Source organism: Mucilaginibacter sp. (assembly GCF_028288185.1).
In the GTDB taxonomy this organism is placed as follows: Bacteria; Bacteroidota; Bacteroidia; order Sphingobacteriales; family Sphingobacteriaceae; genus Mucilaginibacter.
In genome coordinates, this window is record NZ_JAQBOF010000027.1 from 51,054 (window position 1) to 72,022 (window position 20,969).

The 20,969-nt window shown below is 37.7% G+C and carries 15 protein-coding genes; 9 read left to right on the forward strand and 6 right to left on the reverse strand.

Translation table 11 applies throughout. The features are described 5' to 3' along the window. The first annotated feature begins 24 nt into the window (after positions 1-24). Positions 25-726: a hypothetical protein gene (locus JWQ34_RS10605; RefSeq protein ID WP_299357228.1), complete on the forward strand. Its 702-nt coding sequence runs from the start codon at positions 25-27 to the stop codon at positions 724-726. Between the two features lie 60 nt (positions 727-786). Beyond that, positions 787-1,410, forward strand: coding sequence for a hypothetical protein (locus tag JWQ34_RS10610; protein WP_299357229.1), 624 nt, complete (start codon positions 787-789; stop codon positions 1,408-1,410). Between the two features lie 346 nt (positions 1,411-1,756). Here the strand turns inward: JWQ34_RS10610 and JWQ34_RS10615 are convergent, their stop codons facing one another. Then, on the reverse strand, positions 1,757-2,044 hold the full coding sequence (locus JWQ34_RS10615; RefSeq protein ID WP_299357230.1) for a helix-turn-helix domain-containing protein: 288 nt from the start codon (positions 2,042-2,044) through the stop codon (positions 1,757-1,759). 82 nt (positions 2,045-2,126) lie between these two features. Here JWQ34_RS10615 and JWQ34_RS10620 point away from each other — a divergent pair, with 82 nt between their 5' ends. Then, on the forward strand, positions 2,127-3,362 hold the full coding sequence (locus JWQ34_RS10620; RefSeq protein WP_299357231.1) for an ATP-binding protein: 1,236 nt from the start codon (positions 2,127-2,129) through the stop codon (positions 3,360-3,362). Between the two features lie 221 nt (positions 3,363-3,583). After that, positions 3,584-4,723, forward strand: a complete 1,140-nt coding sequence (locus JWQ34_RS10625; protein ID WP_299357232.1) for an SIR2 family protein — start codon at positions 3,584-3,586, stop codon at positions 4,721-4,723. Positions 4,724-4,810: 87 nt separating this feature from the next. Here the strand turns inward: JWQ34_RS10625 and JWQ34_RS10630 are convergent, their stop codons facing one another. From JWQ34_RS10630 to JWQ34_RS10645, 4 genes are all read right to left on the reverse strand, one after another. Then, positions 4,811-5,125, reverse strand: coding sequence for an RNA-binding protein (locus JWQ34_RS10630; RefSeq protein WP_299357233.1), 315 nt, complete (start codon positions 5,123-5,125; stop codon positions 4,811-4,813). Positions 5,126-5,233: 108 nt separating this feature from the next. Beyond that, entirely contained in the window at positions 5,234-6,364 is a 1,131-nt protein-coding gene (locus JWQ34_RS10635; RefSeq protein WP_299357234.1) for a DUF5009 domain-containing protein, read from the reverse strand. Between the two features lie 96 nt (positions 6,365-6,460). Next, on the reverse strand, positions 6,461-7,144 hold the full coding sequence (locus JWQ34_RS10640) for a GDSL-type esterase/lipase family protein (RefSeq protein WP_299357235.1): 684 nt from the start codon (positions 7,142-7,144) through the stop codon (positions 6,461-6,463). Positions 7,145-7,210: 66 nt separating this feature from the next. Then, positions 7,211-8,827, reverse strand: a complete 1,617-nt coding sequence (locus JWQ34_RS10645; protein ID WP_299357236.1) for a Na+/H+ antiporter — start codon at positions 8,825-8,827, stop codon at positions 7,211-7,213. Positions 8,828-9,132: 305 nt separating this feature from the next. On the opposite strand from JWQ34_RS10645, the gene JWQ34_RS10650 reads away from it, so the two are divergent. The 5 genes from JWQ34_RS10650 to JWQ34_RS10670 all read left to right on the forward strand — a co-directional run bounded on the left by JWQ34_RS10650 (position 9,133) and on the right by JWQ34_RS10670 (position 19,175). Beyond that, positions 9,133-10,587 carry a DUF1080 domain-containing protein gene (locus JWQ34_RS10650; RefSeq protein ID WP_299357237.1) on the forward strand — a complete coding sequence of 485 codons (1,455 nt, stop codon included), beginning with the start codon at positions 9,133-9,135 and terminating at the stop codon, positions 10,585-10,587. Between the two features lie 16 nt (positions 10,588-10,603). Beyond that, on the forward strand, positions 10,604-12,712 hold the full coding sequence (locus JWQ34_RS10655; RefSeq protein WP_299357238.1) for a plastocyanin/azurin family copper-binding protein: 2,109 nt from the start codon (positions 10,604-10,606) through the stop codon (positions 12,710-12,712). A gap of 129 nt (positions 12,713-12,841) precedes the next feature. Continuing rightward, positions 12,842-15,043, forward strand: coding sequence for a serine hydrolase (locus tag JWQ34_RS10660; RefSeq protein WP_299357239.1), 2,202 nt, complete (start codon positions 12,842-12,844; stop codon positions 15,041-15,043). 5 nt (positions 15,044-15,048) lie between these two features. Further along, on the forward strand, positions 15,049-17,046 hold the full coding sequence (locus tag JWQ34_RS10665; RefSeq protein ID WP_299357240.1) for an FG-GAP-like repeat-containing protein: 1,998 nt from the start codon (positions 15,049-15,051) through the stop codon (positions 17,044-17,046). Positions 17,047-17,138: 92 nt separating this feature from the next. Further along, complete coding sequence (locus JWQ34_RS10670; RefSeq protein WP_299357241.1) at positions 17,139-19,175, forward strand: alpha-galactosidase; 2,037 nt, start codon at positions 17,139-17,141, stop codon at positions 19,173-19,175. Between the two features lie 27 nt (positions 19,176-19,202). Here JWQ34_RS10670 and JWQ34_RS10675 read toward each other — a convergent pair whose 3' ends face one another. After that, positions 19,203-20,966, reverse strand: coding sequence for a hypothetical protein (locus JWQ34_RS10675; RefSeq protein WP_299357242.1), 1,764 nt, complete (start codon positions 20,964-20,966; stop codon positions 19,203-19,205). Positions 20,967-20,969: the final 3 nt, after the last annotated feature.

Below are 20,969 nucleotides of genomic sequence, written 5' to 3' on the forward strand. Positions count from 1 at the left end.
CGTATTCTTTAATTTAAACTATTGATGCAAGATAATTTCACCTCTTATATTGAAAGCCGAACTCAATATGTTATCAATCAAATTTCGAGGGGCCTAAGCAAGAGTGATAATTTAAATTGGGTACTTGAGAGATTGTGCTATCACATTAACGACACAAGATCGGCCAACTTTCAAAAATATTATTTTGAGACTTTAGGTGATAAAGACCATTTTTTAAGCGAACCTTATTTCTTCAATACCTTTAAGCAACAGTACTCATTACAGGGTATAGATAATGAATATTTAACTTTCCTTGACAACGAAAAGCCGACAATTTTGACGTTAATTGATGAAAGAGAATTAAGTAGTCTTTATCTAAAATATTTTGCAAAAGCAAAAATAAAACATGGCAAATCTATTAAAGAAAAAGACCTTGCTTCATTCTTTACAAAACTTGTCCACACGTTCTTACCTGATGAATATTGTGCACTAGATAATCCGATCAAAAACTACTTCGGCCTAAAAAATGAAAGTTTTTTTATGGCTTTTATTATTATAAGTAATGCTTATAAATTTTGGTTGAAAAATAACATTCCGGCTATTAACAAAATTCGGAATGAAATCTTGTTAATAGATAAAGACAATATTCTGATCGAGAATAAACTAACAAATTTAAAAGTTTTAGATTTGATATTTTGGGTTGAGGCGAATCATTTCGGAAAGATGAAAGTTTTGCAAATCCTTTAATTAAAAATCTTAAACAATAGTTTTAACAACGATAATTCCTTAAACTCTATCGCATATACTATGAAAAAAGAAACTACTATTCCAGGTGTTTTTATAATTGAAAGCTTAACTTTCGAGGACGAAAAAGATCAACTATTTGAAGGAGAGATTTTGTCAAATATTTTACACTTGAACGGTGTCGAAAGTCAATACTATTACATAAGAACAAAAAAAGAACTATTAAGTGTACTAACTTTATTTTATAATTCAAATTTTAGGTATTTGCACATATCATGTCATGGTGGGAACGAAAAAATTTACTTCACTTTGGATGAAATAACGTATAACGAATTTGGGGAAATTTTAGAAAATCATTTATACAAAAAAAGGCTATTCTTATCTGCGTGTTCGTCCGTAAACATAAATCTTGCTAGCGCAGTAATTCCCATATCTAAATGTTATTCAGTTATTGGCCCCGTTAACAGTATCGAATTTAGAGATGCGGCAATAATTTGGGCTTCGTTTTATCACTTAATGTTTAAAACTAACGAGAATAATATGTTACGAGACGGCCTTATCGAAAATTTACAAAAAATTGTAAACGCGTTCGAGCAACCTTTAAACTATTTTTCCATTAGTAAATCCAAAGGTATAACTAAGAAAAAAATCACAAGTCAAAAAACTGAAGTGCCCATAATCGATTAGCAGTTATTAGTATGTCACTACTTTAATTTTAATACAATTTTGTAACTGAAAGGTATTAGCTAGTTTTTAATGCAGTTTCACTTTCGCATCGGTTTGGGTTATATATCTAAAAATATTGCATTTTCAGTACTATAGACAATTCATGACTAATGCTAGTTCTTTCCAATTTAAGGCATAGACAAACGATATTTCTTAGCTTCAACATCTAATGCGCAATATCATTAACTAACACGCCTAATAGCAGAACTTAGTGAGTTGATTGATTAATAGCATATAAAGAATAGAACAGAGACTCTGAGGACTTTAAAATGCCTTCTATCAGGGCTCGATTTAGATATTAATGATCTTATTTTTTAACTTCCATCGCAGTCATTACTTCCGATTTTCGATATAAAATTCGACCTCCAATTTTTAGGTAAGGTATTTTCCCTTTTTTTCTCCACCGAATCAACGTTGGTTGTGAAATTGATAAGAATTGCGACAATACTTTGGCAGTGACTGGTTGCTCATTTTTAGAAATCGCTACGACTGAAGCGTGCGTGTTCAATTTTTCAAACGCTACCATAACTGCTTTGTCGATCATTTCTTGTATTTCTTCACGAGTGGTGATAATTTGTATTTGATCAATTCTCATATTTTGATTTATGTTTAGTGTTAGTAAATAACTTTAGAACTTATTAGAGTACTAACTATATTAGTAGACTTAATTTAAACGAATGGATAAGCACACGTCAAAAATAACAGCTAAAAGCATCGAACAAAGCGGATTACCAACCGATTATAAAAAAGCCTTAGCTGAATATATTTGGAATAGTTTTGACGCACGAGCAACAATTGTTCATTTAAATTTTGAATCTAACACACTTGAACGTCTAGAATCTTTTTCGATAAGTGACAATGGTACAGGTATTGACATCGAAACTATTGATGACACCTTTGGAAACTTCCTTGATTCTAATAAACGTGACTTATTTAATAAGGATAATTTTCAAAAAGGTAGGAAAGGAAAAGGAAGATATGCTTTCAGTACTTTTGCTAACAGCTGTAACTGGGCGACAACCGTTGAAGGCCCCAATGGAAAGTTACTTTCTTACAATATAGCGATAAATAAAGCCGATCTACAAAACTTCACGATAGATGATAGGACGATAACAAGAAATACTAATACAGGTACGATTGTAAACTTTTACGACTTTTTTGATCTGTCGGCAAAATCGTTATCTAGCAAAGAGTTTGTTGACTACCTGTCTTGTGAATTTGGTTGGTTTTTATTCCTTAATCGAGAAAAAGGTTATAAGATAATCGTTAATGGAGTTGAGTTGGCTTATGATGAAATGATAGGGGACAGTGAAGAGTTAATCCATCCCATCGGCAACGATAGTTTTAAAGTAGTATTTATACGCTGGAATCAAAAGATTGGAGATAAATATTATTTCTATTTTCTTGGCCAAAATCAAAAAGAAGCATCTAAAGAATATACTTCATTTAATAACAAAGCAATTGAATTTCATCATTCTGTTTATATCGAGTCACCATTTTTTGATAGTTTCCATGAAACACTTGATAATGAGCCAGTATTAGGTTTTGCTGAAAAAAACCAGAGCCATCCGACCTACAAGACTTTGTTGACTGCGCTTAAAGCTTTAGTATCCAAGAAAGAAAAACATTACGTGAGAGATATTCAAGCTGATAAATTGATTAAAGAATATCAAAGCAAGGGAATATTACCTGAATCAAAAATCAAATCCAATGATTTGGAAAATGTGATAAAAGAAATTTACTGTGCAGTGCCTGGTATCTTCCAAACCTCAAATAATCAACAAAGTAAAATGCTTGTGGGATTAGTAAATTTGCTGCTTGCCACAGGATATGGTCAAAGTATTCTTGAAGTAATAGAAAGCGTAGCAACTTTAAGTGATGAAGAACGAGAAAGTCTAAATAAGGTTTTATAGGCTAATTTTGCGCTTTATTATTGTCAAACTAACATCGAAGATCGACAGTGATGAGCGACTTTTTGAAAATGTGGATAGCACAAAAAAAACTTCACATAGCGATTTCCAATACTTAATGAGATGTTACATCTTAAGTAGGAATAATGGAACGGCGGCCACTAACTATTGTAAAGACACTAACAAGCACGAATATATCGAATTAATTAAACAAGCAATAAGTTATGGCAAATGTTCCACTTTTTCTTTTTGGCAACGGATTGTCGATGGCTTTGTCGCCAGTATTTTCATTAAAAGCAATAACTCAGCGGTTTTTAGAATCACTCGAAGGCGATGAGAACGACTTCTTGGTAGAACTTTGCGGAGGAGTGGACAATTTAAATTTCAACGATTTCGAGGATAACTTTTCAAAACTTGAAGACGCCTACAATAGCGTTGTTAAATACAATCTTTTTATAAGAAGTGAGGTAGGACAAGTTTTCTTAAATAAGTTCGATTTGCCAAACCCATTCCTTGATCGCCACCAAAGCATCATTAAATCAATTTATAACAAATACATATTTCAAATACTGGGTCTAATAATTGGAAATGTTAGAAAACCTAGCATTCAGGAGAAGCTAGGGGTTTTTACAAAGTTTTTAAAGGATGAATTAACAACCGCAGACAAGGGATTTGTTTTTACTCTTAACTACGATTTGTTAGCAGAATCAATAATGTTAGATGATATAGGTTCGGAGAACTTTACTGACTTTTGCTCCTCTACAAGTGTATTTAAAGGAACGGATATTTCGAAGTTTGACTTTGACCCCGCCCTAAATAACCACAAATATGGTGACGATTATACTGATAGCACTATTGAGCTACATCATCTTCACGGTTCATTATCACTTTTTTATGATTATCTGCGTAATAAAGCCATCAAATTTCGTTGTGAAGATATTTTCACTTATGACATATACAATAATATAGAAAGAGAAGGCTGGCCATTATATCCGGCGATTATTACAGGTGGAGGCAAGTCACTAAAGATGAGTGAGTATCCATTTGAATATTACTATCGTGTTTTAAAAGATTTATCTACCTATGGTAAATATAGTAAGCTGTACATTGTTGGTTATAGCTTTAGAGACGATCATATAAATGAACTTTTAAAAAGATGGATAATTTCTGTACAAGATTATTCTGCTGGTTTATTAATTGTTGATTATAAATCAGAACAAGTAGAACAGATAGCATTTAAAATATTTGTAAAAAAAGCATTAAAACTTCGAGATGAAATACCGGCACAATGCTTTGCATTCGGCGGCGCTAATTCAATATTCCAAAAAGTTGGAACAGAAGCTAAACCGGCAAAAAAAGTATAATTGAATAAAAATTGTTACTAGTTTGTAACTGAACCATGCTAACTGATTGATTTATAACGCAGTTTCACTTTCTGTATCGGCAAATAATTATCGCTTAGTAATATTAACATGTACCCTTGGGCGTTTTTGTTTCATAGCTGCGGGGGCACTTTTTTTCTGATCTTCTTCCACTATACTTAAACGCAACTCGCGGCCAGACAGCATTCTTCCATTCAGAACTTCGATCGCATGTTCGGCACCAGCACGATCCTTTATTTCCAGGAAGGCATAGCCTTTGCAAATTCTTGTTTTTTTATCGCGGACGACCTTGATCGTGCTGACTTCGGCATAAAAGGCCACTAGCTGTACAATTTCTAGTTCAGACATTTCGAGTGGAAACCCGCCTATAAATAATTTGATCATTGAATTGTTAAAAACTTATAACTATGGTAGCAATTTTTTGTTTCGTGTTATTTTGTAATAATTTATTTGGCGAAACTAATAAAATTCGACCAGTTAGGAGTTGGCTTTTTATACTCTTAAAAAGATCTTTTTTTGATACATAATGTATAAGAATAACCATTTGATCATCAAATAACAAACAGCGCCAACTACTACATTATATGGATCGCCAACTATGTGAAACAGCCAATTAAAAAATCCTTTAGTGGTATATTCCCAATTAATAAACTTCCCGGACATGTAGATCAGAATAGAATTCATGCCGATAACTTTAAAAAAGAACGCCCATTTTTTATATCCTAGTACATCTATTATATAATAAAACAACGCCATCAATAATAAGCTCAATCCGCCAACATTTAACACGAATGAGCTTGTCCAAAGATTTTTGTTGATAGGGAAATCAAGGTTCCATATTTGTGCTAATACCAGGAATATGACGCCCACAACAACCATCCTTATCACTTTTTTGTTCTGACTAAGGCCTGTCTTTTTTAAGGTGATACCTGTCAATATTCCTAATAACCCCGTACTTATAGCAGGAATGGTAGAGAATAGTCCTTCCGGGTCATGTATGCCAAGGTATAGCCTGCCCGGTAATAAACATCTGTCGACATAAGATGCGAAATTTCCCTCCATGGTCAGATCACCGGGATGAAAGCCGGGAGCAGAAGCAAATTTCAGTATCAACCAGTATGCGATAATGAAAAACCAAAAGCAAAATATTTGAAATTTTTCTGTTGAGTATATATAAATGATATTGGCAAACATATAAGCCAAACCAATACGGCCTAACACGGATGCAAATCGTATCTCGGCTATGGGTTTAATATTTAACCCGTTATTGTAGATAATTCCCAATATAACCAGGATAAGGCCTCTTGTAATAACTCTGACCAATAATTGATTGCGTGACTTGCCTTTCTCTAATTCGCGGCCTACTGAAAATGGAGTGGAAACACCGGCCATGAACAGGAAAAGCGGGAAAATAAGGTCATATAAATGAAAACCGTTCCAGGCAGGGTGACTTAACTGGTTGGCTACACCTCCCCAAAAAGGCGAATGGGTTGTTTCAGCCAGTTTGCTAAATATCTCTTCGGCACCCATTATCCAAAACATATCAAAGCCACGCAGGGCATCTAACGAATATAGACGGGTAGGGGTTTGCTGAAAATCGTCAGCCGGGGTTGTAGCAGCCATAGTTTTGATCGTGAAATTATTTTTAGGACTATTTTAAATAAAACTAAAAATTTCAATCAATTAATCCTAATACTTGCCACTAAAAAGAATAGTCGGTTATTTGATCAAATACGGCCTCACCGCTTTTTCCCAAACGGCATAACCCAATTTGGTCATGTGTAGCTTATCGCCAACATAAAGTTCGGGTCTTAATTTACCATCGTTAAGCATTAACGGGTACACATCTACAAATACAGTATTCTTTTCGCTAGCTAAAAAATTTTTGATTCTTGCGTTAAAATCAACTTCCATCGGCATAAATTTTTCACGGGACGGGCTTGGTTTCATCCCTATATAAAGAATAGGTACTTCTGGCATTTTAGCTCTTATGGCCTGGTACAGTTTCATGGTGCGATTATAAACCGAATCGACAGTTGATACTTTATCCATCAGATCGTTTTCGCCAACATATAATACAATTTGTTTAGGCTGATACTTGAAAACAAGGTCATTTAAATAATAAATGATATTATTAGTAACAGCGCCACCTATGCCACGATTTAAAGCACTGTACTCGGCAAATGTATATTGAACATCATCCCACTTACGGATAGACGAACTGCCGGTGAACAAAACCGGGTGCACAGGTGGTGCAAACATGCCATCGTATTTTTTTATCACTTGTACATCGTCCCAATAAAGTGGTTTAGGTTGTGGCGTTTGGATTGTCTGCGCTGTTTGCGCAAAAGATGTTGCAATAAATAAATTAAGAATAGCTATAACTACCAGGTGCGTTTTCATTTATAATTAGTTTAATAAGTTGGTTCTGTTGGGTTTGGCAAATTAATATAAAAAATTACAGAATAGCTATTCTCCTGCCTCAAAATGCTGGCGCAGTTTTTCTTCTTCAAGGTCCAATAATTCTAATTGATGTTTTACAAGTGTATCGCTGATATTTTCTTTTTTGTTGAGGGTTTGCAGTAACGTGCGTTGTTCTCTAAGCAAATGGGCCATTATCTTTCGGTAGTCTTTATAAAAATCATCTGCCCGATTTACATTATCATCCTTTTCCCAATCTTTTAAAAATTCCATATCTGTAGTATAGCGTAATTTAAGAGACTTTACCATTCCGTTATGTTTGGTCTGCTCGTAGTAATCTTCGTCCAGTATTTTAAGCGATAAATGAGATAGCTTTTTTCTTACCAGTTGACGCTGTTGTTCAATTGATATCGTAGTAAAGTCAGGGTCTGGCATCTTCACTAGTTTTACTAGTGCGGGTAAGGTTAATCCCTGTAAAACCAGTGTAACTAATATTACACTAAAAGTGATAAACAAAATCAAATCTCGGTTAGGAAACGGGTGACCAGTGTTTAACGCTATAGGTATACTCAACGCTGCCGCCAGCGAAACAACGCCTCGCATACCGGTCCATCCCAAAAGAATAGGTGCCCTCCAGCCCGGATTTGGATCGGCTACAGTAATGATCTTACTCATAATCATGGTAATAATGGTAGCACCAAATGTGCTGGCGAAACGTGTAATTATTAACACGCCGGTTATTATCGCGCTATATTTAATGGCTGGTGGTAAGCCATTGGGCCCTAAATTCTTTATCACTACCGGGAACTCCAAACCAATTAATATAAAAACAATGCCGTTGAGCACAAAAGCCACTGCCTCCCAAACATTAACACCCTGCAAGCGGCTGCGATGAGATAGAAATTGCTGTTGTCTTGCTGATAAAAATAATCCACCACTTACTACCGCTAATACGCCCGAAAAATGAAATTCTTCTGCAGCCATATACATGGCGTACGGTGTTATAAAAGTAAGTATAACATCCATATTGTTAGATGTTGGTAGCCACCTGTGTATAGCATAGAATAATAATGCTACTACTATCCCTATGGCAATTCCCATTGCAATTACCAATACAAAATCAGTCGCTGCTTCGCGAAAAACGAAAGTCCCAGTCAATACAGCCGCTAATGCAAACCTAAATACCACCAAACTGGATGCATCATTCATCAAACTTTCGCCTTCTACAATGGTAACAAAGCGTTTGGGCACTTTAATGTTTTTAAGTATAGCACTGGCCGATACGGCATCAGGCGGAGAAATAATACCGCCCAATAAAAAACCGGTCGCCAATGTAAAACCCGGAATAAGACTGGCAGAAACAAAAGCAACAACGCAAGAGGTAATAATAACAACCGGGAAAGCAAAGCTGCTAATAACACGCCGCCATTTCCAAAAATCTTTCCATGATGTATTCCAGGCGGCTTCGTAAAGTAACGGGGGAAGAAATATTATAAATATCAGTTCAGGCTGTATTTCTACACCTCGTAAAAAAGGTATAAATCCTAACGGCAAGCCAATTAAAACCAATACAATAGGGTAGGCCACTTTTATTTTTTGTGCCAGCATTACACTAAACAAAATAATGGCCAGCAAGCAGGTATATTGAATTACGGTAGTATGCATGCATTAAAAATACAATAAACCGTTAAAATTTAAGGGTTATTTTTTTACCAGCTCACTATTACAAAAAAACCAGCTCGTTTTTTATTTCTGGCCTATCGTTTAGCGTAATAATTACACTTTCAAGCACTTGTCTGTACAAGTAATTAGATTTAAGTTCGATAGTCAGATTTTTATTACCAAGATTTTTACATTATCTATTTTTTAAAGCATCAAAAATATTGGGATAATTAACTTATTAATTACATATTTGTATTAAACCAATTAGCGCGATTTTCTTTTCAATCGCCTCATTAAATTAAAAATTTATGCAAAACAAGTACTTGCTAAAATGCATCCCGGTGCAGTTGCTTTTATTGGCAACATGTATGCCGTTTTTTGCCGTAGCGCAAAACCGGTCGGCCGCACAAGTTCCATTGAACGATCTTTCGGCTTTTAAAAATCCCAGTGCAAACTGGTCAATAGCCGGATCAGTCACGGCTGATTTTGTTAAACCAAATACCATCACTAAAAAAGACGGCACCGGTATACTGGTAAGTATACCCGGTAAGGGAAAAAACGAAGATCTTTTTACCAATGTAGAACATGGTGACCTTGACCTTAGCGTTGATTTTATGATGCCGAAAGAGTCAAACTCAGGCATATACCTGCAAGGACGTTACGAGATACAATTATTAGACAGTTGGGCCAAAGAAAAGCTAACATCAGGCGATCTGGGTGCTATTTATGAGCGCTGGGACGAAACTCGCCCTGCCGGCCAATTTGGTTATGATGGTGTTGCACCACGTATAAACGTAAGCCGTGCGCCGGGGCTTTGGCAAAATATACACATACTTTTCCAGGCACCTAAGTTTGACGCGTCAGGCAAAAAAATAGCTAATGCCCGTATTGTACGCATTGTGTTAAACGGTGTTACTATTATAGAAAATGCAGAATTACAGGCACCAACCCGTGGTTCGGCATTTGCTAACGAAGCCGCTATGGGCCCGCTGCGCTTACAGGGCGATCATGGAGCGGTTGCTTTTAAAAATATACGATATAATACAAGGGTTAGTACTACCCAGGTTGATGGTACACGAAATGATTGGGATGATAGTAATAAACCGGTTACTGTGGATGTAAAGGGCGAACCTGTTGTTTTCCGCAGTTTTGTTGATATACCGGGTAAAAAGGTAACACATTCTGTAAGTGTTGGTTTGCTGCACAATATAAGCTTTGGATACGATTTAAGCAATGGCGCTGTTTACCAGGTATGGAAAGGTGGTTTCCTTGATGCTTCGCCAATGTGGTTATCTCGTGGCAATGCTACCGCGAGGCCGATTGGCAGTGTAGTTGTAATAGGCGATGCACCTGCATTGGCTTTAATACATAGTGATGACCAGGCATGGCCGGATAGTTTAGAAAAAGGTATTTACCGCCCAAAAGGATATGAACTTGATGAAGCTGGTTTACCTACATTTAAATATATTTTTGATGGTATTTCAATTAATGATAAATCAACCAGCGATGATGGTAAAATTTTAACACGAAAGATCAGTGTAGATGGCCCTGCGCCAAAAGATCTGTTTACTCGCGTAGCAACAGGAAGTGATATTGTTGACATGGGGAATGGTATGTATAGCGTAAATAACGCTACCTATTATGTACAACTAGATAAAGGTACAAAACCGGTTATTCGTAATTCGGGACAGGGTAAGGAAATGCTGCTCCCGATAAAAAATACCGATAAAGGGACATCTGTTCAATATTCATTGATCTGGTAATTTAAAACACATTAAGATGAAAGCTATTTTTAAAAATATATTAATTACTTGTTCTGTTACTGCAATGTTGGGCAATAGTGCCGTATTTGCACAAAACAGGTCAGCAAAATCCGGAGTGGGCGAAAAAGATTTCTATAGAATAGTCACCGTACCTATTCCTGAAGGCGTAGAGCTTGAAGTGGGAGGACTAGCCCTTTTGCCTAATGGCGATATGGGCGTTTCAACCCGTCGTGGTGATGTATACATTATACAAAATCCATATCAGCTTAATGGCAGTTTGCCATACTATAAAAAGTTTGCTACCGGTATGCATGAATTATTGGGCCTGGCCTATAAGGATGGTATTTTTTACTGTACACAACGTAGTGAGCTAACCAAACTGATAGATAAAAACGGCGATGGTAAGGCTGATGTTTATGAAACCGTGTTTTCATGGCAGTTATCCGGTAATTATCACGAGTATTCATACGGCCCGATAGTGATGCCTAATGGCAACATGATGGTTAACCTTAACTCGGGCTTTTTTGACAGCGAATGGTGGCGCGGTAAAAGCGCGATGCCATGGAGATCCTGGAGTTTAGAGATTACCCCTGATGGTACGATGAACCCTTATGCTACAGGTTTCCGGTCGCCTTGTGGCCAGGGACTAATAGACGGTAAGTATTTTTATGCTGAAAACCAGGGCGATTGGATTGCATCAGGTTATATTATGCAGTTAGATAAAGGCGATTTTGCTATGCATCCCGCAGGTTTAAACTGGGCTGCTGATCCTTCATCACCGGTTAAAGTTCGTTTAAATGATATTTATTCTCGTATTAATCCCCGCTTTAATGGTTCGGAAGGAAAGATCGAAGACAGAGATCCTACACGACCTTATAAAACATTAGCCGAAATGTCTGCCGAAGTTAAAGGCTTTAAAACACCTGCGGTTTGGTTGCCGCATGGTGTATTGGGTAATTCAACATCTGGAATGATACAAATACCAAAAGATGATTCATTTGGGCCTTTTGCCGGCCAGGTATTGGTTGGCGACCAGGCGCAGAGCCGTATAAACCGTGTGTTTTTAGAGCAGGTTAAGGGCCAGTACCAGGGAGCCGCGTTTGCTTTCCGAGAAGGTTTTGAATCAGGCGTATTAAGATTAGCCTGGGGTGCCGATAACTCTTTATTTGTTGGCCAAACCAGCCGCGGTTGGGGATCGACAGGTCAAAAACTATTTGGACTACAACGTTTAGTTTGGGCCAAAAAAACTCCGTTCGAAATGAAAGCCGTAAGAGCAATGCCTGATGGTTTTGAAATTGAGTTTACCAAGCCCGTAAACAAAAAAGCAGCTTCTGATCCTGATGCTTATACCATTACCGGTTTTACTTATAAATATCATCCGGTATATGGCAGCGCCACTGTCCGCGAAAAAACAAGTATAGTAAATGCCGCTATTGTATCTGAGGATGGGTTAAGAGTGCGTTTAGTGGCTGATAGCTTACGTGAAAAATACATCCACGAAATTAAGGTTGACAGCAAAGTGGTATCTGCGGATAGCAGCTTTACTTTATTGCACCCTGTAGCTTATTATACCTTAAATAATATCCCTGATGGCGCCAAATTAAACGTACCTAAAAGGAAGCCTAAAATGGAGCATGATATGGCCGGTATGAACATGGATATGGGCACACCGGCACCATCTACTGCTAAAGCAGCAGCAGCAGCTAATGGTATCGCATTAAAAAAGAACCAAACTGTTAAACCGGCTACCTGGACAACAATTGATCAGACCGTTACATTGGGTACAAAACCTGGTTTAAAGTATGATAAAACAGATATTACTGTTAAAGCAGGTACTAAAATTAAATGGTTATTTACCAATAACGATGATATGCCGCATAATTGCGTAATTGTACCACAAGGGCAAGCTATCGCGGTAGGTGAGCTGGGAATGAAACTAGGTTTGCAAAGTGTTAAACTAAGCTATATCCCAAATACGCCTAAACTGTTGTTTAACACTACACTTGTTGGGCCGGGTTCGGCACAAACTATTTATTTTGTGGCACCTAAACCGGGTAAGTACACTTATGTTTGTACAGTGCCTGGTCATTTTTATGTGATGCAGGGTACATTAACGGTTGAATAGTTAGCGTTAACTACTTATCTAAATGGTAATAATGATAGAATAAATTAAGCTATCATTATTACCATTTTTTGTTTATGCGAATTTTGCCTGGATATTTATTCTTAATTTTAGATTATCCATATAATCCTGATGATATCCTTAAAAATAAAAATACTGCCAATTGTTGGTGCGCTTTTACTTACCTGTTTGTTTTACCCTTTTATTTCAAAAGGACAAAACAAGACTAAAGACTTTATTTGGGTACGCTCAACTCCTGAAGCAGAAGGAATGTCGCCGGTAAAATTAGAGGCGCTGAAAAAAAACTTATTATCAAAAGGGACAAAGAAATTACTCATCATCAGAAATGATAAAATAGTATCTGAGGCATTTGCAAAAGGGTGGAGCGATTCTGTCGCTCAAAGCGGTACAGCGTCATTGGCTAAGGCGTTAATTAGCGGTATGTCTTTAAACGCGGCCATAGCTGATGGATATATTGATGCAGATGCACCGGCCTGTTTATATATCCCGGCCTGGAAGAAGTCTGATATCAAATCGAAAATCACCATCCGCCAGTTAGATACGCATACTTCGGGTTTGGAGGATTCTGAAGGAACTGATGAGCAGATGGAGAAACTGATTGCACAAAAGAAAGACAGGCATATGGATCTGCCTGGTTGGAAGGGGCAGTTTTGGCGGAAACAGCCTGACCCATTCACTTTATCGCGCGATAGCGCAAAAGTCTTATTTAAACCGGGTACAGGTTCAGAATATAGTAATCCCGGTATTGCCATGCTAAATTATGCGGTTACACGCAGTTTACAAAACTCACCTTATAAAGATATTGCGACCTATTTAGATCAGCGTGTATTTAGCCGGATATGCATAAAGAAAAATACATACTCTATGGGCTATAAAACATCCTATAAGGTTGATGGATTAAATTTAATTCCCGGTTGGGGGGGCGCTACCTTCACCGCCGATGGTGTAGCAAGGATAGGCAGGCTGATAAAAAATAAGGGAAACTGGCAGGGCGATCAGATAATAGATTCGATCGTAATAAAACAAGCATTAACTATTGATGGCACAACAAACTCTATACGTACAGATGTATTGAGTATTGCGGATCGTTCAGATAAAGCGGGACAAGATCCTGCACCGGTAGCGGTATTAGGATGGTTTACTAACAGTAATGGTTCTTTTAAATCGCTTCCTCGCGATGCGTTTTGGGGCGCGGGGGCCGGCGAGCAATTATTGCTGGTTATACCAAGCCTGAATATTATTGCTGTACGGATGGGTGAGACCATGAACAAAAATACCACCGGTGAAAGTTATTGGAAATTTATAGAAAGTACTTTTTTTAACCCGGTTGTAGACGCGGTAGAAGCATCGCCTTATCCTAAAAGTGATCTGATAACGGCTGCAACATTTGCACCTGCAACTGAAGTTATCCGCATGGCAGAGGGCGGCGATCTATGGCCGTCAACCTGGGGCGATGATGGTTTAATGTACACCGCTTATGGCGACGGCAACGGGTTTAAACCGTATACCGAGATCAAATTGAGTTCGGGGTTGGCAGTTGTGTCTGGTACCCCGCCAAGTTTAAAAGGTATAAATATTCGGTCTTCATCAGGCGAACGGGTAGGACAGGGCCCGGCGGGCGAAAAGGCTAGTGGGATGATCATGATAGAGGGTAAGTTATACATGTGGATGCGAAATACGGGTAATGCCCGTTTAGCTTGCTCTACAGATCACGGTAAGACCTGGGTTTGGGCCGATTGGAAATTGGATGCCAGTTTTGGCTGTCCAAATTTTGTTAATTACGGCCAAAATAATGCCGGTGCAAAGGATGACTATGTTTATACTTATTCTGTTGATGATGCCAGCGCTTATAAATATGCAGACCAAATGGTAATGACCCGGGTAAACAAAAAGCATATAATGGATCAGGATAGTTACCATTTTTTTGCAGGTTATGATAAAGCCGGCAAGCCGCTATGGTCTGAGGATATCCGCAGAAGAAAACCTATCTACGTTAATCCCGCAAAAGCTTATCGCTCGGGAATGACTTATGATGCCGGATTGAAGCGATACTTATGGTGCCAGATTTTACCATTATATGGAAATAAGGAGGAGCAGGGTCCACGCTTTAAAGGTGGGCTAGGGATATTTGAATCTGCAAACCCATGGGGACCATGGAAAACAGTGTTTTATAATCGGGAATGGGATATAGGACCGGGTGAGTCTGGAAGCTTGCCGACTAACTGGATGAGTAAGGATGGTAAAACGCTTTATTATTTATTCTCAGGCAATGATTCTTTTTCTGTTAGAAAACTGGTACTTCAAACAAAATAGATCACATGAAAAAATGCTGTATTATATTATTATGCGGTATGATAAATTGTGCGGTATATGCACAGCAGGTTAAATGGCAGCATTTGTCAACCACTACCAATGATATCCCCTTGCCGTGGAATAGTACCGAACAAACCGGTGCATTAATTGGCGACCTGAATAATGATGGGCTGAATGATATTATAATTACCTGCCGTAAAAAGGCCCCTGCTGCTATTTGGTACCAGCGTACAGCGAAAGGATGGACGCGGCATATAATTGATTCGACAATGCTGACTGTTGAGGCAGGCGGCGTTATTTATGATATAGACCATGACGGCGACCCCGACCTGGTTTTTGGCGGCGACTACCAAAGCAATGAAGTTTGGTGGTGGGAAAATCCTTATCCAAACATCAATCAAACCTGGAAACGACATATCATCAAAAATGATGGCAAGTCTCAGCATCATGATCAGGCTATCGGTAAATTTGAACATACAGATAAGGCCCAGCTTGTTTTCTGGAATCAGCAAGCAAAGACACTTTTTCTTGCTGAAATACCCGATGATCCTAAACAATCACCGTGGAAATACAAAGCTATTTACGTAGCTAATACCAATGACGAAAAACATGGATCATACGTAGAAGGTGTTACCAAAGGAGATGTTGACGGCGATGGATATGAAGATATTATTGCAGGCAACAATTGGTTTAAGTACGATGGAGGAACAGGAAACTTTAAAGCCATTCGCTATGCTGATGCTGCAGGTAGGGTTGCTGTAGGGAAATTTAAAGCGGGTAAAACCTTACAGATAGTAGTATCGCCGGGTGATGGCGAGGGTGTGGCTAAATGGTATGAATGTACGGGCAATCCTGAAAATTCTGCCGATTGGGTGGGGCACGACTTGATAGGCCGTAAATTGGTGCACGGACATAGCTTACAAGTAGCCGATATTAATGGCGATGGCAACCTGGATATTTTCGTAGCCGAAATGGCCAAATGGACCGAGGATCTTGATAAGGCGAATAACCCTAATGCGGAAGCTTTTATTTTATATGGCGATGGGCGAGGCAATTTTACTAAAACCATATTTCAAACAGGATATGATTTCCATGAAACCGGTGTCGCTGATCTGGATGGGGACGGGGATATGGACATTTTATACAAACCCTATAATTTAAATACGCCACGGGTTGATGTATGGCTGCAAAATGGCACCGGCAACCCTTTTAAAAACTTAAATACCATAATCCCACAAAAAATAGGGCTTGAGCTTTATAGCTTCAGACGTGAGTTTGGAAAAAATGCATCCAAAACCTTTGTCGAGGTCAAGAAAATGGGTTTTAAGGAAGTGGAAGTATCGGGGTATTATGGACTATCGCCATTGAAATTTAAATCAGCTTTAAGTAGTAATCATCTAATTGCTTCCAGTATGGTTTTCCCTTACGCAATGTTTAGGGACAGTATTGCAGCCGTTATTAAACAGGCCAAGTTATTTGGTGCTAAATTAGTTGGCTGCGGATGGATACCGCATAATGGTGATTTCTCTAAAACTGATGCCGACAAGGCTATTGGATTATTTAATAATGCAGGGACGGTACTTAAAAACAATGGATTGCATTTTTTCTATCATCCGCATGGTTATGAGTTTAAACCGGTTGCGGATAGTTCGCTTTTTGCCTACATGGCGGCACGCATGAAACCCGGCATAGCCGATTTTGAACTGGATACCTTTTGGGCCTACCATGCCGGTTACGATCCGGTATTGTTGATGCATAAATATCCGGATAGATTTATTGCTATACATCTTAAACAAATGCGTGCAGGCGAACCTACGGGCGTTTATACCGGTACTACTGCTGACGCGGCAAGTGTATCGTTGGATAAAGGTGAAATGAATTTTAAGGCAATAGTACATACCGCCTTACAAAGCGGTATTAAATACTATTATATCGAAGACGAAGCAGCAAATGCAGTTGAACAGGTTAAGGCTTCGTTAAATTATTTAAACACCCTTCATTAAAGCAGGTACGGACAATTGCATTTAACAATAAGCTAATACAGTTTATCAAATGCCCTGTTGCTTTATATACTTTTACGTTAAATTGTAAATCTATGCTAAGAGTAAATATTGTCCTTGTTTTTTTATTCACTGTTTGCTATTCGTTTGGCATAACAAAAAACAAGCAACAGGTAGTTCCATTTGGTAAAAATGATCAATTAATTGTTGATGTAAATACCGGTTTGTTTAGCGTGAAATACAATAGCAAATTGGTAGTAACTAATGCATCTGCCGCGTTTACTGCCAGTGATAGTAAATATCAGACTCAAGACTACCAAAAACGTTCTATTCGGGTTGAAAGCATCCATGATAAAATAGGTGCAGGTAAATTATTGACCCTTACATCCATAAAAGCAGGGGCACCGATGATGGTGCAGCGTTTTTATTGCTATCCAAGTAAAGAATTTGTACTCACAGAAGTAGAAATAAACGGGCATGATCTGCGCTCTAATTATATAGCGCCTATAATAACCAACAAAGCCGATCTGTACGCCGGGACAAATTTAAAAACCTTATTTATTCCTTTTGATAACGATACTTTTATCAGGTATGAATCGCGAGATTTAAACGAACAGGTAAATACAAGCGCTGAGGTTGGTGTTGTTTATGATAACCAATCAAGAAAGGGATTAGTTGTAGGTTCGCTAACGCATGATAGCTGGAAATCGGGTGTTACTAGTAAAGGAGAAGCTAGTCAAATAACCCAACTGGAAGCTTTTGGCGGACTAAACGATGTTAAAATCACGCGCGATTCTATGGCACATGGTTCTTTAAAGGGAGATAAGATAACTTCGCCAAAAATGTTCATCGGTTATTTTGCTGATTGGAGAACAGGATTGGAAACTTATGCGCGTACTTGCAGTACAATTGAGGGCCGTTATTGCCAACCATGGCATAAAGCAACCCCTGTAGGTTGGAATAGCTGGGGCGTTATCGCGCAGCATATCAACTATGAAAAAGTAACCGCCGTAGCCGACTTCTTTGATAAGCAAATACCTAAGTTCCGCAATGATGATGGAACTGCTTATATAGACCTTGATTCGTTTTGGGATAATATGGTAAAGGGTGGCTTGAAAGGTGATTTTTCTAAACTAAAAGATTTTGTAAACTACTGTAAGGAAAGGAACTTACAACCCGGCGTTTATTGGGCACCATTTACCGATTGGGGTTTCCACTCAAAAAATCCTAATCGTACGGCTGAAGGCAGCGATTATAAATTCGCTGATATGTGGACACGTACCGACAAAGGATACCATGATCTTGATGGGGGTAGAGCGCTTGATCCTACACATCCCGGTACGCAAAAGCGTATAGCATTTGTATTGGGCAAACTAAAAGATTGTGGTTTTAAAATGATCAAGATAGATTTTCTGGGACATGGTGCAGCAGAGTCGACCCATTTTTATGATCAGAATATTACAACAGGAATGCAAGCCTATAAAGTAGGGATGGAGACGGTTACCAATGCTTTGGATAATTCTATGCTGGTTTATGCAGCCATATCGCCATCATTAGCAACTGCAAGATATGTACACATGCGCCGTATTGCTTGTGATGCTTTCCATTCTATTAAAGATGCTGAATATACATTGAATAGCGTGAGCTATGGCTGGTGGCAAACTTACTTGTATGATTATATTGATGCCGACCATTTAATTTTTGAAAAGGAAAATGTTGGTGCTAATAGGGCAAGACTTATATCGGGCTTAATATCAGGATCAGTAATATTAGGTGATGATTATAGTAAAGATGCTGATTGGCAACAGCAAGTTAAAGATTGGTTACAACGGCCCGAGCTTAAACAGCTAATTAAAAGTGGTAAAGCCTTTATGCCGGTTGATGGGGGGGATGGAAAAGCTGCAGCGCGGGCTTTTATCCGGAAAGATGCTCATAATACTTATCTGGCTGTGTTTAATTATAAAAAACAATCTGCAAATATCTTGCTTAATATAACACGATTGGGTCTTATCGCAGGTAAAAACTATAGGTTTACAGAGTTACTGGGTGGTAATAATATTGAGAGTGCTAACGATATTAACGTGACATTTAGTAAAGAAGGAGCGTATTTATACCGGATAAGTTCGCGGTAATTATTGTCGACTAAACAGTCAAATTTATCAGCGGCTATTTTGATAGTTCAAATTTAATAACATCTGCCGTAATTTTTCGTAATCAGGGTCGATCAATTCTACCCCGACGAAATAATCAAATAATTTTTTACTGAAAGAGTGTTTAAAATATTGATTTAACGATTCATTCTTTGTGGTTGATGTGTATTCGCTCTCTAATACCTCACCCAAAAAAGCTATCAGTTCTAATTTCTCGGTATTATTTGTTTCTACCTCTGTAATATGGTCAATGCTTTTTAATTGCCCTGATTTTATTGCATGTATAATACACCATTTCAAAACGCCTATCTTATGCGAATTGTTGGCGAACAAAGTATTAATGGCTGCTATAAGGTCTGCATCAAGCAGGTTACTATTATCATATAGTAACGTCTTAGCAATGCTATGATCCATAAAATCATTATTGCCAAATACGATATAGGTATTAAAATCATAGTTAGTGCTCTTGTTAACTTCTCTGATAAATCCTACACCTAGTAATTGCTGGTAAGCATGCTCATATTTTTTAATGGCATTGCTTACTTTTAATTTATTTACCTGGTAAACATTGTTTTGAATATCTAATTCCTCAACTAAATTTTTAATGAGTATTATTTTTTCGGTTGAATAATGGCCCAGGTAAACTTTGTTAAGAATGAAGGTCGAGATTGTTTCATAAAAACACAGGTGGTCTATTTTGTTTTGAAAAAAAATTTCTTCGTGCTGCTGGTAATAGAATTGAAAATATAGCGGATGATTAAAGCTCTCTACAACATTAGCGGCTATAAAGTTTTCAATTCCAGGTTTAATTTGATGGCAAAGCAGTTTGATTTCCTTGAGGTTTAATAATGGTATGTTTATACAATTGTCGTCATTTTTAAAACCGGTGAACCATTTGTTGTTACCAATCTCCATTTCGTGCCTGTTATTTATCCAGGTAGCCGATCGGGTTGTTAATATCAGTTTAAACCAACCGTGTGATTTATAGAAAGAAAAAATATCAATAAGTTGATTTAGTATGATCTTGAAATGATCGCCTTTAAACATGTGTTCATCCAACCCATCAATAATGAGATAGAATTTACTGTCTTTTCTTTGCTTTATATCTAACAAAACGTTAATGTCATCATCGGTACTATAGCCAAGCAGCGCCAGCATCCAGTCGTGTATATCTCGGCCGCTTACTAGTACACTCATTATCGCATTGCTGCTAAATAAAAGTATAATGTCATTATTGTTATTTAAAACATCAAACGCGGTTTTTTTCTCTATCCATTGACATAAAGCAATTGTTTTTCCATATCCTGCCGGGGCAGATAATATAGTACCGGTACAACCTGAATTGATGAACTCATCAAAATAATAATCAATAAACTCTCTTTCAACAGTTTGATCATACGGGATGCCTGATTTATTTTTTAAAGCCTGTAAAGTAAATCCGGTTATTTTATTGGCATTTTGTTGTAGTAACTGCCAGGTTAGCTCTTTTGCCGGGGCCAGGTCTTTATTATCCTGCTTTTGACAAAAGTCGTCCCAGCTTTTATAATTGCAATATTTGGCAATTACGTTTAATGTAAATAATGATGGGCTGTATTTACTATGTGCAAAACCGTATATCCGTTTAAAGGTAGTTTCACTTATTCTATTACCGTTTTTCTTAAATATCCTATCTGATAATGCTCTGCACTCTGATGGAAGTATATGGGTAATCCCGGCACTGATAAGCAGTACTTTCTTTAACTCTTCATATTTAGGTAATGAAATTTTATTCATTAT

Coding starts and splice junctions, on each gene's coding strand:
- JWQ34_RS10605 (WP_299357228.1), top strand. CDS start 25: ATGCAAGATAATTTCACCTCTTATATTGAAAGCCGAACTCAATATGTT.
- JWQ34_RS10610 (WP_299357229.1), top strand. CDS start 787: ATGAAAAAAGAAACTACTATTCCAGGTGTTTTTATAATTGAAAGCTTA.
- JWQ34_RS10615 (WP_299357230.1), bottom strand. CDS start 2,044: ATGAGAATTGATCAAATACAAATTATCACCACTCGTGAAGAAATACAA.
- JWQ34_RS10620 (WP_299357231.1), top strand. CDS start 2,127: ATGGATAAGCACACGTCAAAAATAACAGCTAAAAGCATCGAACAAAGC.
- JWQ34_RS10625 (WP_299357232.1), top strand. CDS start 3,584: ATGGCAAATGTTCCACTTTTTCTTTTTGGCAACGGATTGTCGATGGCT.
- JWQ34_RS10630 (WP_299357233.1), bottom strand. CDS start 5,125: ATGATCAAATTATTTATAGGCGGGTTTCCACTCGAAATGTCTGAACTA.
- JWQ34_RS10635 (WP_299357234.1), bottom strand. CDS start 6,364: ATGGCTGCTACAACCCCGGCTGACGATTTTCAGCAAACCCCTACCCGT.
- JWQ34_RS10640 (WP_299357235.1), bottom strand. CDS start 7,144: ATGAAAACGCACCTGGTAGTTATAGCTATTCTTAATTTATTTATTGCA.
- JWQ34_RS10645 (WP_299357236.1), bottom strand. CDS start 8,827: ATGCATACTACCGTAATTCAATATACCTGCTTGCTGGCCATTATTTTG.
- JWQ34_RS10650 (WP_299357237.1), top strand. CDS start 9,133: ATGCAAAACAAGTACTTGCTAAAATGCATCCCGGTGCAGTTGCTTTTA.
- JWQ34_RS10655 (WP_299357238.1), top strand. CDS start 10,604: ATGAAAGCTATTTTTAAAAATATATTAATTACTTGTTCTGTTACTGCA.
- JWQ34_RS10660 (WP_299357239.1), top strand. CDS start 12,842: ATGATATCCTTAAAAATAAAAATACTGCCAATTGTTGGTGCGCTTTTA.
- JWQ34_RS10665 (WP_299357240.1), top strand. CDS start 15,049: ATGAAAAAATGCTGTATTATATTATTATGCGGTATGATAAATTGTGCG.
- JWQ34_RS10670 (WP_299357241.1), top strand. CDS start 17,139: ATGCTAAGAGTAAATATTGTCCTTGTTTTTTTATTCACTGTTTGCTAT.
- JWQ34_RS10675 (WP_299357242.1), bottom strand. CDS start 20,966: ATGAATAAAATTTCATTACCTAAATATGAAGAGTTAAAGAAAGTACTG.